The following is a 13,946-nucleotide window of genomic DNA, read 5'->3' as shown; positions in this document are numbered from 1 at the left end:
TCACTACTAATAAGCGATGGGTAGCGGCACTTGCTCTGTGGAAATGGACGTTGGTAGTGGTTGACTGGTGGGAGACAGGGTAGTACCAGACGAATCACTCAAGCGATTGGAGCGATCAGGGGCGATTGCTATACTTTGCGATGATGACTCTGAGGCATCGGGCTCAAAAGAAACAGGTTTAAGCGATCGCACAGGACGAGAACGTTTAACCATAGCTTCTCGTATTAACGGATTCTTTTTCTTCGTAGGGCGACTGGCCACAACCGTTTCAAGGGTTTCTATGGCAATCGGTTTTTTCTCATCCCCAGGCACATCCACCACAGTCAGATAGCCCGCGAAGTTTTTGCCACCCACCATTTTTAGGGCTTGCAAAATTTTGGGCATATCGGCATGAAGCAACTGCCCCTTCTCGCTATAAAGCTCTTGGGCAGACAGACAACCCAGGGTAGGATTCCAGTTGTAGCTATCGGGATAGTTTTTATCCTTGCCTCTAAAAAAATCGGCTGATTCGCCAGACCCGTGAATTCGGAACAAACTGCGTCCGGCTTTTCCTGCCCAAAAGCTTTGCTGGAGAGGACGATAAGCACGCCAAGACGAAGGAAGCAGTGCTTGGTACTGTTGCAAACTACCGCTAAAGGTTCCAGGATTACCCGGTATAAATTGTTTTGCGCCAGCTTCAAATGGAACAAACAAATTGACTAAGGGAAACTGACCATAGGCACGAAAAAACTCATCCTCTGCTTTGGGCACTACGCTCTCTACTCGGTAGATGCCTTGGGGTGTTTGCCCACGGGTGAAATTCCAACTTAATCCATGAATGGACTCTAACAGTAACGGAACTGACCAGAGCTTGCCCTCTTGTCGCACCCATTGACCGTTCCGATCTTTGAGGATAGCTCGGCATAAAATGCGGCGATCAGGTCGGCAGAGCGCATAGAGATGCAGTTGATTATCTGCAACTTCCCACTTTAGTAAATCCTTCAGCGGTGGCAAAGACTGAGCATCAACTGAATTGGCAATATCCATCAAGGTGGTTTGCAAATAGATGTTACTCGACCACTTAGGAAATCGAGCTTTAGCCTTTTCTGCTAGGCGTTGCAGTTCACTGGGCTGCATTCCCCCTTTTGACAGGGAAGAAAGAGATTTGGCAACCCATTCAGGATCAGGACTCTGAGCGATCGTGTCTAAAAAACGCTGCCCTAGCGCACCATAGAAGGCAGAATCGCCCAAATAAAGCTGGTTTGCTACTTTCATAGCCATATCGACCGTGCGAATTTGGGCATTGGTTAGACCCGATCGCGGGGTCATTGCCAAAATTCGATTGAGCGCTTCTACGACAAAGGGCTGTTTGGGTTCAACGATCGCCGTCGTCCACAGTAAATGCTTCCAGTGTTGCTCATGCTCTGCCCCTACCGGAAATTTCTCAAAATCGTAATTTTCAGGACGAATTTGACGCTCTTGCTTTTGACGCTGCAAAATCCGAGCGCTGGCGGTTGCCTGCACCTTTTCGGGCTCATTCGGAGACATGCTAATGCTGCGGGCATTGGAACGAGCTGCGGATTTGAGCGTTAGTCCACCCAGAATGAGCAAGCTAACCAGTGCGATCGCTTCAATTTTTTTACGAGTTGAAGTAAATTGCCAGTAGGCTAAGAGGTGTCTCATGTCTGAACGCTAAAACTCACAAAAAAGTACAACCATCTTAGGGAGGGTTCCCTTCTTTCTAGCATTCATAAACCTATTAGCCAACTTCGGATAGAAACGTATAGAAAATTAAGAAACTTGACTCCAAAATAGTTTGTGCTTCCAGGAACCTCTACGGCACTTTGGAATTCTTTATAAAGATAGTCGCTGTGGTACTATCTGGATGGCTAATCAGGCATATGGCGACGAACTAGCCCTTTTTGGTGGTGGAGGAGATGACAGGAGTGCAAAATAATATGTCGGCAGGTTCCCATAACTCCCAGTTGCAGCGGAACCAGCCTGAACCTATCCGCGTGGGAGTGGTTGGGGTCGGCAATATGGGGCAGCACCATACTCGCGTCCTTAGCATGTTAAAGGATGTTGAACTGGTCGGAGTCTCTGACATTAATATGGAGCGCGGTATTGATACTGCTAGTAAATATCGAGTCCGTTTTTTTGAAGACTATCGGGATTTGCTGCCTCACATTGATGCGGTATGTGTGGCAGTGCCGACACGCCTGCACCATTCAGTAGGGCTAGCCTGTCTGCAAGCTGGTGTGCATGTGCTGATTGAAAAACCGATCGCCGCCAGCATTATCGAAGCAGAATCGCTGGTGAATGCAGCGGCAGAATCCCAATGTATTCTTCAGGTGGGGCACATTGAGCGCTTTAATCCGGCGTTTCAAGAACTCAGCAAGGTGTTGAAGACGGAGGAATTATTGGCGTTAGAAGCGCATCGCATGAGTCCTTACAGCGATCGCGCCAATGATGTGTCAGTCGTTCTTGACCTGATGATCCACGACATCGATTTGTTGCTGGAACTCGCGGCGGCTCCCGTTGTTAAACTAACCGCCAGCGGCAGTCGCGGTTCAGGTGGTTCTAGCTATCTGGATTATGTAACCGCTACACTGAATTTTGCAAATGGTATTGTGGCAACGCTCACTGCAAGCAAAGTGACCCATCGCAAAATTCGCCGGATTGCCGCCCATTGCAAAAGCTCGTTGACCGAAGCCAACTTTCTCAATAATGAAATCTTGATTCATCGCCAAACTACTGCCAACTACATGACAGAGTATGGGCAAGTGCTGTATCGGCAAGATGGCTTGATTGAAAAGGTGCATACCAGCAATATTGAGCCACTGCACGCTGAGCTAGAGCATTTTGTTAGCTGTGTTCGGGGTGGCGACCAGCCCTCAGTGGGAGGTGAACAAGCCCTGAAAGCGCTGCGACTTGCCAGTATGATCGAGCAAATGGCACTGGATGGTCAACCCTGGATGCACAACCAGGGATTAGAAGCCAATGCTATCAATCCTTCTGTTGTAACGGTTTAGGAATAAGGTCGCTTGGTAGGGGCGAGTGTGTCAATTGATCACGCTAAATTGTCAGACTCGCTCAAAGAGAAATTTTGGGTAAACGAGCTTTGCCTAACTTCATCTCCCTGCTTTCTGATCTCCATCTTTGCTTAAGACTACACAACAGCCCTGCTCTTTCTAATCTTTACCGCTGCTAGCGCTGGGTGCGGTGCCCTACTTCAACGCCTCAAACCGCTCAGATTGAGCACACCAGCCATAGGCATAGTCTTCAGTATCATCTACCCCTGCCTGGTCTACGTAAACCAGTTGTTCTACGCAATACCCTTGCAATTGAGCGAGGAAGGCTTGCGGTTGCGTTTCATCGCGCTCTTGATAGCCATAGCTCTTTTTTTGCGAGTGATACCAAATCGAAAAAAGGGAGTGACAAATGGGAGACTAAGGTCTAGCTTGTGGAGAACAACAGCAATGATGGGTGTCACTCGCATCAAAATCCGAGAAACAGTGGCAGAACTGGAAGCTCTGATTCAACAGCAATCAAATCCGAACCTAAAAGAACGGTTGCAAGTGTTGTACTTGCTGCAGTTACCGGATGCCATGAGTATTAGCGCGATTGCGAAAGTGGTTGGACGGCACCGGGGCAGCGTACAACGCTGGTTGAGCCAGTACCGGGAAACAGGCTTGAACGGACTGCTTGAAACGCACCAAAGCCCAGGACGACCGCAGGTGATTCCAACATGGGCAGTGGCGAGCCTGAAACGACGGTTGGATGACCCTGAAACAGGCTTTGGCAGCTATACGCAAGTGCAGCAATGGCTATCGGAAACCTTGAACGTGGAAGCTGAGTATGCCACCGTGCATCATCTGGTGCGGTATCGCTTGGGTGCGAAGTTGAAAGCCGCCCGTCCCGTGCATGCCAAACAGAACCCAGAAGCCCTTACGGCCTTTAAGCAAACCTCAGCGACGACCTCATCCTGCTGAAACAGTATGCAGCGCTAGTCAAACCGGAGTTTGAACGGCTTCGCTACTTTGCGGCTGACGAGAGTCGCTGTGGATTGAAAACGACGGTTGGTCGCTTGATCACGAGTTTAGGCGTGAAACCATTGGGCAGTTGGCAATGGCAGCTTCATTGCCTTTTGGATTTACGGTGCCGTGGAACCAACCACCGGAGAGCTGTTCTTTCTGCAATTTACCCATGTCGATAGGCAGTGCTATCAGCTTTTTCTCGAACAGTTTTCGCAAGCGTATCCAGATAGCCTCAACATCCTCCAAGTCGATAATGGAGCCTTCCACAAAGCCAAAGACCTGGTGATTCCAGACAACATCATCTTCAGGACTTACGCAGGGAGGGGATGAGGCAAAATAAGAGAACGCTTAAACAAGAAGAATGAGCTTCACTAAACTTGACTACTGCCAATATCTGCTGAGCAGCCCTATCAACTACACCGTGACTAACCTGGCTGACCATCTTGATGAGATTAGCCATGACCGGATCAACCGCTACTTGCGAGGCGAGAAACTGACTCCGCGTCTGTTGTGGGATAACGTGAAACCATCGCTGCAAGAGTCTGAGAATGCTTATATCCTATTCGACGATACGGTATTGGACAAACGCTATTCGGCATCAATTGAACTGACACGGCGGCAATACAGCGGCAACGAACATCGAGTGATTCGGGGCATTGGGCTAGTGAGTTGCGTATACGTCAATGGAGAAACTGGGCAATTTTGGGTAATTGATTATCGCTTGTATGAAGAGCGATGGGGATGGACACAGCAAGCTTGACCATGTCGCTCAAATGCTTAATGGAGTGGTGTATAGCAAGCAGCTACCCTTTACAAAGGTGTTGATGGATAGCTGGTATGCGACTCAAAAAATGATGGCGCAGATTGACCAACCGGGGAAGGTATACTACTGTCCGCTCAAAACGAATCGGCGCGTAGATGATAGTGGCGGCACTGCGCCCTATCAGCGAGTGGATGAACTGGGCTGGAGTGACCAGGAGTTAGAGCAAGGCAAGCTCATAAAAATTCGAGGATTTACTCAAGACAAGAAGGTGAAACTATTCCGGGTTACTGTTTCTACCAACAGGACAGAGTTTGTCGTGACCAACGACTTAACTCAATCTTCTACGGATGCGGTTCAAGATGAGTGTGGCATCCCTTGGAAGATTGAGGAGTTTCACCGTGAACTCAAGCAGTCGACTGGAGTGGAAGCTTGTCAATGCCGTAAAGCGCAGATTCAGCGCAATCATATTGCCTGTGCCTTGCTCGTTTGGGGTCGCCTCAAAGCGATCGCTTATCAGACCAGTAGAACGGTTTATCAGATTAAGTATGGGATGCTCTCAGATTACTTGATGGCCCAACTCAAGCATCCATCTGTTCAAATGACTTTTGCGTAACTCCTGTTAACTAGTTATCAACTATTCAATAGTTCGCTTGCCGATTAAACGTTAAATGATTCAGGAATAACTGAATTTGAATCAACATCAGTGCTTAAGATAGATGCGACAACTATTTAGATAATTTGAGACAGACATGGACACCCTGCAACAGCAGTTAAGCGTATTGAATACCAAAGTTGATGGATTATATCAACTGATTGAACAGTTGAGCGATCGCGTTGACGAAGTGGTGTCAGCATGTCAAAAACCAGATCAGGCCAATCGTTTTGGCGCGGAAATGGCTTTGAGAAGTCGCTCTTATCGAATTCAAAGTAAGTTTGAATCGACCATGGAACATAAGGATGTGTTGGTTGATCATGATCTGGATGCTTCTTTTCAAACAGCTGAGCGTCAACTCTCTCCCGAAATTCAGATTCAGCGGTTAACGGCTCAACTCACTGCTGCATACAGCCGAATGGCTGCTTTGGAAGATCAGTTAGTCGCCCAGCGAATTCACTAAGTTCATCTCACACTGTCCTTCAGCAGTCGATTTTTATTAGCTATTTTTTGATGAAATCAGATCAAACCCTATCCCTCTTGAATCACTTTCGGAAAAGCAAATTTAATCAAAAATGCTGAAGCTTCTATACGGCTTGAGTCTAGCATACGCAGCTTATTTCCGATATTTCAAAACATTTGACAATGAAGCGTATATACCAGACAGCAGTCGGTGAAAGACTTTCAGCGTTTTGCCTGGATTTTACTTTAACTAGAGTGACATATGAGGGCTATAGCTATTGCCAGGACAATTAGGACATAGACTGAGAGGCATTCCCCCCTATAGGAAAGTGAGTGCATCTATGGCAAAAGCGTACAGTTACGACTTGCGGCAAAAGGTGATCAATGCCATCCAATTAGACGGCATGAAGCAGAGTGAAGCCGCCCAAGTGTTTCAACTCAGTCGCAACACGATCAATTTATGGCTGAAGCGACAGAAAGAAACCGGAGACTACCAAGCCAAAACAACTCGTCCGCACCGAACGAGCAGCAAAATCACCGATTGGGACAAGTTTGCCAAATTTGTCAAGCAGCATGGGGGCAAAACCCAAGCGCAAATGGTCGAGTTGTGGCAAGACCAACTCAGTGTTCGCACAATTTCCAGGGCGTTACACAAACTGGGCTTGAGTCGAAAAAAAAGACCTATGGCTACCTTGAACGCGATGAGCACAAACGAGCAGAGTTCCTAGAGCAGCTAGCCAAAGTGTCTTTATCCGACCGGGTGTACATCGATGAATCAGGAATGGATGAGCGAGAGGATTATGGATATGGTTGGTGTGAACCCGGTGTGCGATTTGAAGCACTCAAGTCAGGGCGACGGGGTCAACGAATCAATATGATTGCGGCTTACTGTGAGCTCGAGTTGAGTGCTCCCTTTACCGTGAACGGCTCTTGTAATCGAGTCGTGTTTGAAATCTGGCTAGAAACCTGTTTACTGCCAACACTAAAGCCTGGGAAGGTTTTGATTCTCGATAACGCGACGTTTCATCATGGTGGTCGCGTTGCTCAATTGGTTGAGTCTGCGGGGTGTCGGTTGTTATATTTACCCGCTTATTCTCCAGATTTCAATCGGATTGAAAAGTGTTGGGCTTGGCTCAAAAGTCGCATTCGCAACAGCTTGTCTAGCTTTAGTTCCTTACGCCAAGCAATGGAGTCGGTTCTAAGAGATGCCGTATCCTAACACTGTTGTCTGTAGCTATACATTAAACTGCAAACTTTTAGAGGCTATTTATTGCTTTGCGATCGCTGTTTTTTTAAAGAAAACTTAGCATTAATGTTTAAGCAAGGGAATTTTTGGATCACGTTTTCTCGTTTTTTTGTTGGTATTTAGCTGCAATGGATTCAACTGCATGGAGCAAATCTGAGTTTTTCCATCCTTGGTATAAGTGCGCCGCGATCGCGCATCCTCCTGCACCCACGCCCTCTTTCACATAGCCTTGCTCATAGGCGCGTAATTGGGCAAATCGAGAATCAGCAAAACTCAATTGTGTCGCAATCAACGGCACTGCCACTAATTGCGCTAAACCAACCGTGTCTCCTGTCGGATCATCGGCAACCCAGCGCGTTGTGCCCACCACAATATTTTGGGGCTGCCAGGAGATCTCTGACTGCTGAACAATCGCCCGTGCCAAAGCATACACCGCCAACATTTGGGTGCCACCTGCCAGCAATACTCCCCCCATGCGACTCGCAGCGATCGCCATACCCGCTACTGCTGCCTGCATCGGGTCGCCCACCGCTGCCAAAAGCGACCAGGGAGACAACGAATCAGTACCCTCTAGTCCAGTTTTGACTAACTTCCATTTTTGGTCATGGTTACAGGTTGGATGGCTGCTGTTGACCTTACCAGCAGCGGCGATCCCCAAGCCTGTGAGTACTGCTAGCGCTGTAGTGGTTCCGCCCACGACACACTCCGCCAAAATGACATAGCTGCCTGCCGCGGCGATCGCCAACTTTTCACCCCACAGCAATCCTTGGGTAAATAAATGCTCGACCGTTGCCTGCTCCATAGCCTCTCCTGTACTAAGGCAACGAGCCGGAACACCCTGCAAATCGATTGCTGGAACGGCGGTCGGCTGAGGCAATCCGGCGTTAAATAGGTAAACGGGCAAGTGCATCCCTTCCACCACCGCACGCGAAATGAATACGGGTGAAGCACCAACATGCAGCGGTGGCAGCGAATAGGTAGGCTGAGGCTGCACCCCATTCACCAAAAATTCGGCATCAGCGATCGCGGTATAGCGGCGATCATCTGGTGTTGCTCCTGCCGCAGAGATCCCTGGAATCAACCCTGTCTCTGTGAAACCCAACACACATGCTACAACCGGGCGCTTTCCTCGATGACGTTCCAGCCAAGCCTGTCCCTGCGGTATTTGAGTGTACACTCGAACGGCAGGCAGGTCGTTGGCATTCACTTGTCCAGCGTCACTCATGCGTCATCCATCATGTGTCCTGCGTCATTCGCGATTTGTCATTTGTTTTCGTCGTATTCCATGATTACTTGCACCCATTTGGGCGGTCGAGGAATGGGGTTGTGGAGGCGATCGAACAAAAACCAGCAAACTAAATGAACCACAAATAGATAAATTAAGTTGTTGATAAATATCATCACCAGCATGAGCGCCTGAATTAACGGCAAGCTGGGTTGAAAGGCAAGATTGAGGCGAATGCAAATCCAGTCAATTAAATCCGTAATTTGAACGGTGGTGTACTGCCACAGGTCATCTCCAAGGAGCAGTGAAATCAACCAAATACGAAAGAAAAAGCCGATCGCGCCTAAAAGTGCGCCGATGCTAATCGATACTGCCCAACTCGCTTTTCTTCGCCACAACATCCCTAGCAGCACGCCCATTAAACCAAAGGGCATGATGTAGAGCAAACTGCGGGGAGGTCCCATTAATACGCTGAGTAACAAGCCAGAAACCAACGTTCCCATCCAGGCAGCCCGATTGCCCCAGCGTAGGTAGATGAGAGCGATTGGGACTGAAAAGAATAGTCGCAGGATTGGTCCCATGGGAAAGTAAAAATTTACGAGCCAAATTAGGCTAGCGGCACTGGCTAAAAACGCTGTTTCGACCAGCATTAATGGGCTGGATGAATGGAGCGATTCGTGAAACGATCCCTGCGGGAATCGCGCAGATGAATTCTCTGAAAATATTGGTTGCTCGACTTCTACAATCGAAGCGTTGGGCGTTGCCAGTTCTTTCTCGACATCATCCCAAGTGACCTCCATCCCCTCAGAAGTTACATTCATCCCCTCAGATGAATTGATCGACGAATTAGCCAATGGCGTAGAGTCGCCCTGCTCAGAGCTTTTAGGGGATTCGTTCATGCGAAGATCTCCTAACCCAGCGCTGGAAACGACTGTTTAGCGGCTTCAGTCAGGCGATTTAATAAGCGCTGTAGGCTGGATGGGTGCAAAATTGCCCAAGCATTCACAGCAAAGCAAACGGTTCCTAATGTTAGCAGCACGTAGGTTGGCACCATCACGACCCCAACTGCAAACCAGGTCAGCACGTGGAGTACCATCATTCCAGCGAATGCGATCGCAACCCCTGAAACCTTCAAAACTTCTGCACTTGGACGGCGCAATCCAGTCAAAACTATCGTCAATATAGTGGCGAGTAAATTCAATGGAACTAATGCGGCGCAAATCGCAACGCAGTAAGCATGGGAAAAGTGGAGCAAGCTGTTGAAATCAAACATTCGGTGTTAACAGTTACGGCACATGGATGACACTTTACCCGCCCTATCTCTCTTATCCTAATTGCTACAACTTTAGATAGAGTTCTGATCGAGCTTCTTCAGTATGAAGGGTTTTGAGCGTGAAAACGAACCTATTACAGGATGTTAAGCGTATCACAGTGGCTTGTGCGGTAAACCCAATTGAGCAGGTGTAACAACCGCCCTGATTGACTTGGAGTATTCGGAAGACCCCAAGACCATGGTAGTAGTTTCCATCTATCGTTCTTCTAGGAACTGAAACAGAATAAATACAGTAAGAAGTCCGATGTAAAAGGAAATTTGTCTGGCTTCTTAATGTTCCCCTTTCACCCGGAGCCCTTTGATGAAGACGGAAACCAGCTTGCAGTCGGCATATAGCACCTTTATTGAGCAGGTAGAATCTCTGCAAGTTCACCGGGTGACGATCAAACCCGATCGCATCGAATACACCCTTAAACCAGAGTTTGGTAGTCACCAGTACCACACCGAACTTGGGGGACAAACCGATGATCTGATCCGGTTGTTGCAAAGTCACAGTGTAGAGTTCAGCATTCTGCCTGATGGCTCTGCTACTGCTGCAAATATTATGGGCTTGATCCTTTCGGCTGGAGCGATCGCAGGCGCTTTTGCATGGCTGTTGAAATTAAGCAATGCGGGTGGCGGCATCGGTTTGGGTATGGGCATGGGTAAGAGTAACCCCCGTAGCTACAACCAAGGTAAAATGGGTATTCGCTTTGCGGATGTGGCAGGTGTGGATGAAGCCAAGCAAGAACTGCAAGAGGTGGTTGATTTCCTCTCGAATGGCGAGAAATACCGCAAGATTGGGGCAAAAATTCCCAAAGGGGTTCTTCTAGTAGGGCCTCCAGGCACGGGTAAGACCCTTTTAGCCAAAGCTGTCGCGGGTGAAGCGGGCGTGCCGTTTTTGAGCATGTCTGGATCAGAATTTGTGGAAATGTTTGTAGGCGTGGGCGCATCGCGGGTGCGTGATTTGTTCAGTCGGGCGAAGCGTCAAGCACCTTGCATTATCTTTATTGACGAACTAGACGCGATCGGTAAGACTCGCGGTGGCGGTAATCCTAACGGTGGCAATGACGAACGGGAGCAAACCTTAAACCAATTGCTGACGGAAATGGATGGCTTTGATGGCAATGATGGCGTGATTGTTGTGGCTGCTACCAATCGCCCCGAAATTCTTGATCCGGCGCTGCGTCGTCCGGGTCGCTTCGATCGCCAAGTTTTAGTGGATCGCCCTGACAAAAGTGGCAGAGTCCAAATTTTGCAGGTTCATGCTCAGCCGGTGAGCATCGGTGAGGATGTGGATTTAGACGCGATCGCTACCCAAACCGCTGGTTTCACAGGTGCAGATCTCGCAAACTTGGTGAATGAAGCAGCACTGATGGCGGCACGTCACAATCGTCAAGCGGTGCTGATGGCAGACTTTAAAGAAGCGATCGAACGGGTGATTGCAGGTCTGGAGAAGCGATCGCGAGTGCTTACCCCCTTGGAGCGGCAAACCGTAGCGTATCACGAGGTGGGTCATGCTCTTGTGGGCGCCCTGATGCCTGGTAATAACAAGGTTTCGAAAATCTCCATTGTGCCGCGAGGTCTGGGAGCGCTAGGCTATACCCTGCAAATGCCAGAGGTTGATCGCTTCTTGCTCCTCGAAGATGAATTGCGGGGGCAACTCGCAACATTACTGGGCGGGCGATCGGCAGAAGAAATCATCTTTGGCAAGGTTTCCACTGGAGCCAGTGATGACATTCAAAAAGCAACGGATTTAGCTGAAAAGGCGATTACTCAGTACGGCATGAGTGCCACTTTGGGACCGGTTGCTTTTGCCAAAAACTCTGCTCAATTTCTGGAAGGCAGCAGCGATCGCCGAGCGATTAGTACGGAAGTTGCAGTAGAAATTGACCGTCAAGTTAAGCAGAGTATCGACAAAGCTCACGACATGGCGCTATCAATTCTGCAACTCAACCGAGGCTTGTTGGAGTCTGCCACCCAAGTTTTATTAGAAACAGAGGTGTTAGAAGACGATAAGCTACAGGCAATCTTGGCTCAGGTGCAGGCACCAGCAGGTCTAAATGCCTGGTTGATGCAGAGTTGAGCTTGCACTTTGAGCAAGAGGTTGATGATTAAATTGCATCGTTCAACCTCTTGCTTGGCGTATTTAAATATATCTAAATAATAAATTAGCCAAACAGACTCAGGTTCAGCGATCGCACCAGTTGCTCCAGTAGCCATAACCCTGCAACAGAATTTCCGGTGTCGTCCAAGGTGGGGCTGTAGCAAGCGATCGCGCCTTGTTTGGGAATAACCGCCAGCAACGCTCCGCTGACCCCTGATTTCATTGGCACCCCAACCCGCACAGCAAACTCTCCTGATGCTTCATATAGCCCACAGGTGAGCATCAATGCATTGACTGTTCGCTGATCAGCATCTATTGCTTTAGAAGATGCCAGCAGTAGACCGAGACGAGCCAAATCGACCACCGTACCGGATAAGCAGCAAATATGGTTGTAGGTATCCAGTGCTACCTCAATGGAATTCAAGTAGCCCGATTGTTTGAGCAAATGGGCGATCGCTCGATTGGTTTCATTGCCGACTGAGCGCACCGATGCCAGCATTGCCTCATCCATCACCAATTGCGCTCCTGCTGAGTGGTTCAGCCATTGCCGCAATGCTTCACAGCGAGAACTGCCATCTACTCCAGGGAGTAAGTCGGCAAGGGCGATCGCGCCACTGTTAATCATCGGATTGCGTGGAAAACCGCCATCTTCAGTGAGCTGCACCACTGAATGAAACGCTTGATCGGATGGATGTTTGCCAACTTGGCGGAAAACTACTTGTTGTCCAAGCTGCTTTAGCAAAAACAGCAGCACAAACGGTTTAATCACGCTCATCAAAGCAAAACGGTGCGACGTGTCTCCTGCTGAGAACGGTGATGCATTGGTTGCTTGAATGTATACCGCAATGCGATCGCGATTCACCTCTGCTAAGCGAGGAATGTAGTCAGGAATGCGACCTGTGCGCGCGATCGCCCTTGCCTCAGCCACCCAGCGATCTAACTGAGTCTGAGTCAACGTCATGAATCCACTCATCCTTGTTCAAGCCGTTTGAGAAACTAGAATTACCTCAAAGCGCCTTAAGAACCGAGAAGCGGTCGTCCCTCGACTGCCGTACGGAACCGTTCAACCTCATCATTAAAGCCAATCGGCAGCACCGTTTCCACATTTTCGTGTGGGTTTGGAATAACCACCCAAGTTTCTACCGTGCCGCCTTGGACTTTGCTTGCTGCTTCTAAACCTGCTTCCACCGCCCGTTTGACTTCTGATACATCACCCCGAATGTTGACTGTAAAGCGCGCACTTCCCGCTCGTAGATAGCCCACTAATGTAATCCGTCCAGCTTTAACCATGGCATCGGCAGCAGCCAATACAGCCGGAAATCCCTTCGTTTCAATTGATCCAACCGCTTGTGGCATTCCAAATCTCCTAATGCAAACTTAACAACATGTAAAAACTGAAACTGTTTATTCACCGATTGACCTTTGACAGTTCAGTACCATCTTGGGTTTTTCTTGGGTTTTAGCGGGGCAGTGTCACATGCGGAACCGCTCCACTTGGGTAGTGAAATCAATCGGCAGCACTGACTCCACATTTTCAGGTGGATTTGGAATGATGTAGTGAGACACTAGCTTGCCACCCGGTGGAGTCGTGTCAGCTGCTGCGATACCAGCCTCCATCGCTCGACGGACTTCCGCTGTTCGTCCGCGTACTGCAACCAAAAATTCCGCCCGTTCTGCCAAACCAAAATAGACCAATGTTACGCCCGCAGACTTGACCAGTGCATCCGCAGCGGCAAGCGCTGGAGGAAACCCATCCGTTTGAATAACGCCCACAGCAAGTGGCATTCAACGCTCCTGAATCTAGTTAGCACAAAGTTTATTCTACGCGCCTTCCTGCCATTTATAGTTGAAATGCTAGATGGCTTCAGTTTTGAGAAGATTGCTAACGAATTTGCTCACTGCTGAATATGAGGATGATTGCCCTTGTGTCCAGCCTGTCTCTTTAAGGAGAAGCGAGTCAAAACCCTACAGAGACGCTATGCGATTGCCCATTGGAGTTAGGGTGTAGCTCTTTTACCGTCTTAAGCTCAATCACTGCCCTACTCTCTTCCTTGATACCGTGCAACGAGCGAAGACTTCCGACTCTCACTATCTTTCTTTAATTATGTTGAGTAAGCTAATTGAGAAAGACGTATTTAATAGTCAGGCTGTAGTCCAGCAGCC

13 protein-coding genes and 1 pseudogene are annotated in these 13,946 nt (G+C 48.8%); 7 read left to right on the top strand and 7 right to left on the bottom strand.

Annotated elements, in window-relative coordinates; genetic code table 11:
• Positions 1-6: 6 nt before the first annotated feature.
• Positions 7-1,662, bottom strand: coding sequence for a hypothetical protein (locus JOY44_RS17710; RefSeq protein ID WP_171574918.1), 1,656 nt, complete (start codon positions 1,660-1,662; stop codon positions 7-9).
• A gap of 275 nt (positions 1,663-1,937) precedes the next feature.
• On the opposite strand from JOY44_RS17710, the gene JOY44_RS17705 reads away from it, so the two are divergent.
• The 6 genes and pseudogenes from JOY44_RS17705 to JOY44_RS17680 all read left to right on the top strand — a co-directional run bounded on the left by JOY44_RS17705 (position 1,938) and on the right by JOY44_RS17680 (position 7,112).
• Positions 1,938-3,011 carry a Gfo/Idh/MocA family protein gene (locus JOY44_RS17705; RefSeq protein ID WP_171576090.1) on the top strand — a complete coding sequence of 358 codons (1,074 nt, stop codon included), beginning with the start codon at positions 1,938-1,940 and terminating at the stop codon, positions 3,009-3,011.
• A gap of 447 nt (positions 3,012-3,458) precedes the next feature.
• Positions 3,459-3,971 carry a helix-turn-helix domain-containing protein gene (locus tag JOY44_RS17700; RefSeq protein WP_171574917.1) on the top strand — a complete coding sequence of 171 codons (513 nt, stop codon included), beginning with the start codon at positions 3,459-3,461 and terminating at the stop codon, positions 3,969-3,971.
• Positions 3,972-4,142: 171 nt separating this feature from the next.
• On the top strand, positions 4,143-4,346 hold the full coding sequence (locus JOY44_RS31185; protein WP_207211195.1) for a hypothetical protein: 204 nt from the start codon (positions 4,143-4,145) through the stop codon (positions 4,344-4,346).
• Positions 4,347-4,377: 31 nt separating this feature from the next.
• Positions 4,378-5,392, top strand: a pseudogene (locus JOY44_RS17690) (transposase).
• Positions 5,393-5,528: 136 nt separating this feature from the next.
• The gene (locus tag JOY44_RS17685) at positions 5,529-5,894 is read left to right on the top strand and encodes a hypothetical protein (protein ID WP_171574915.1); all 366 of its coding nucleotides are present in this window, start codon (positions 5,529-5,531) and stop codon (positions 5,892-5,894) included.
• Positions 5,895-6,234: 340 nt separating this feature from the next.
• A protein-coding gene (locus JOY44_RS17680) for an IS630 family transposase (RefSeq protein WP_242541783.1) occupies positions 6,235-7,112 on the top strand; the annotation gives its coding sequence in 2 pieces (ribosomal slippage) (positions 6,235-6,564 and positions 6,567-7,112; 876 coding nt in all).
• Between the two features lie 118 nt (positions 7,113-7,230).
• Here the strand turns inward: JOY44_RS17680 and cobT are convergent.
• The 3 genes from cobT to JOY44_RS17665 are packed head-to-tail and all read right to left on the bottom strand — an operon-like array spanning position 7,231 to position 9,637.
• Positions 7,231-8,364 (bottom strand): nicotinate mononucleotide-dependent phosphoribosyltransferase CobT, encoded by a 1,134-nt coding sequence (gene cobT / locus JOY44_RS17675; protein ID WP_171574914.1) that lies wholly within the window; start codon positions 8,362-8,364, stop codon positions 7,231-7,233.
• 38 nt (positions 8,365-8,402) lie between these two features.
• Complete coding sequence (locus JOY44_RS17670; protein ID WP_197985539.1) at positions 8,403-9,263, bottom strand: DUF2232 domain-containing protein; 861 nt, start codon at positions 9,261-9,263, stop codon at positions 8,403-8,405.
• Positions 9,264-9,274: 11 nt separating this feature from the next.
• The gene (locus tag JOY44_RS17665) at positions 9,275-9,637 is read right to left on the bottom strand and encodes a hypothetical protein (RefSeq protein WP_171574913.1); all 363 of its coding nucleotides are present in this window, start codon (positions 9,635-9,637) and stop codon (positions 9,275-9,277) included.
• A 361-nt stretch (positions 9,638-9,998) separates the two neighbouring features.
• On the opposite strand from JOY44_RS17665, the gene ftsH reads away from it, so the two are divergent.
• Positions 9,999-11,762, top strand: a complete 1,764-nt coding sequence (gene ftsH / locus JOY44_RS17660) for an ATP-dependent zinc metalloprotease FtsH (RefSeq protein WP_171574912.1) — start codon at positions 9,999-10,001, stop codon at positions 11,760-11,762.
• 85 nt (positions 11,763-11,847) lie between these two features.
• Here ftsH and glsA read toward each other — a convergent pair whose 3' ends face one another.
• From glsA to JOY44_RS17645, 3 genes are all read right to left on the bottom strand, one after another.
• On the bottom strand, positions 11,848-12,744 hold the full coding sequence (gene glsA / locus JOY44_RS17655) for a glutaminase A (RefSeq protein WP_171574911.1): 897 nt from the start codon (positions 12,742-12,744) through the stop codon (positions 11,848-11,850).
• Between the two features lie 56 nt (positions 12,745-12,800).
• Positions 12,801-13,139 carry a carbon dioxide-concentrating mechanism protein CcmK gene (locus JOY44_RS17650; protein WP_171574910.1) on the bottom strand — a complete coding sequence of 113 codons (339 nt, stop codon included), beginning with the start codon at positions 13,137-13,139 and terminating at the stop codon, positions 12,801-12,803.
• Between the two features lie 117 nt (positions 13,140-13,256).
• Positions 13,257-13,568: a BMC domain-containing protein gene (locus tag JOY44_RS17645; protein WP_171574909.1), complete on the bottom strand. Its 312-nt coding sequence runs from the start codon at positions 13,566-13,568 to the stop codon at positions 13,257-13,259.
• Between the last annotated feature and the right edge of the window lie 378 nt (positions 13,569-13,946).

This window comes from Leptolyngbya sp. Cla-17 (assembly GCF_016807185.1).
Taxonomy (GTDB): domain Bacteria; phylum Cyanobacteriota; class Cyanobacteriia; order Leptolyngbyales; family Leptolyngbyaceae; genus ULC077BIN1.
Note: the sequence above shows the minus strand (reverse complement) of the source record. Positions and strands in the feature narration are given on the sequence as shown.

Excerpts from the sequence above, each read along its gene's own strand:
- JOY44_RS17710 (WP_171574918.1), bottom strand. The coding sequence starts at position 1,662 with ATGAGACACCTCTTAGCCTACTGGCAATTTACTTCAACTCGTAAAAAA.
- JOY44_RS17705 (WP_171576090.1), top strand. The coding sequence starts at position 1,938 with ATGTCGGCAGGTTCCCATAACTCCCAGTTGCAGCGGAACCAGCCTGAA.
- JOY44_RS17700 (WP_171574917.1), top strand. The coding sequence starts at position 3,459 with ATGATGGGTGTCACTCGCATCAAAATCCGAGAAACAGTGGCAGAACTG.
- JOY44_RS17685 (WP_171574915.1), top strand. The coding sequence starts at position 5,529 with ATGGACACCCTGCAACAGCAGTTAAGCGTATTGAATACCAAAGTTGAT.
- cobT (WP_171574914.1), bottom strand. The coding sequence starts at position 8,364 with ATGAGTGACGCTGGACAAGTGAATGCCAACGACCTGCCTGCCGTTCGA.
- JOY44_RS17670 (WP_197985539.1), bottom strand. The coding sequence starts at position 9,263 with ATGAACGAATCCCCTAAAAGCTCTGAGCAGGGCGACTCTACGCCATTG.
- JOY44_RS17665 (WP_171574913.1), bottom strand. The coding sequence starts at position 9,637 with ATGTTTGATTTCAACAGCTTGCTCCACTTTTCCCATGCTTACTGCGTT.
- ftsH (WP_171574912.1), top strand. The coding sequence starts at position 9,999 with ATGAAGACGGAAACCAGCTTGCAGTCGGCATATAGCACCTTTATTGAG.
- glsA (WP_171574911.1), bottom strand. The coding sequence starts at position 12,744 with ATGACGTTGACTCAGACTCAGTTAGATCGCTGGGTGGCTGAGGCAAGG.
- JOY44_RS17650 (WP_171574910.1), bottom strand. The coding sequence starts at position 13,139 with ATGCCACAAGCGGTTGGATCAATTGAAACGAAGGGATTTCCGGCTGTA.
- JOY44_RS17645 (WP_171574909.1), bottom strand. The coding sequence starts at position 13,568 with ATGCCACTTGCTGTGGGCGTTATTCAAACGGATGGGTTTCCTCCAGCG.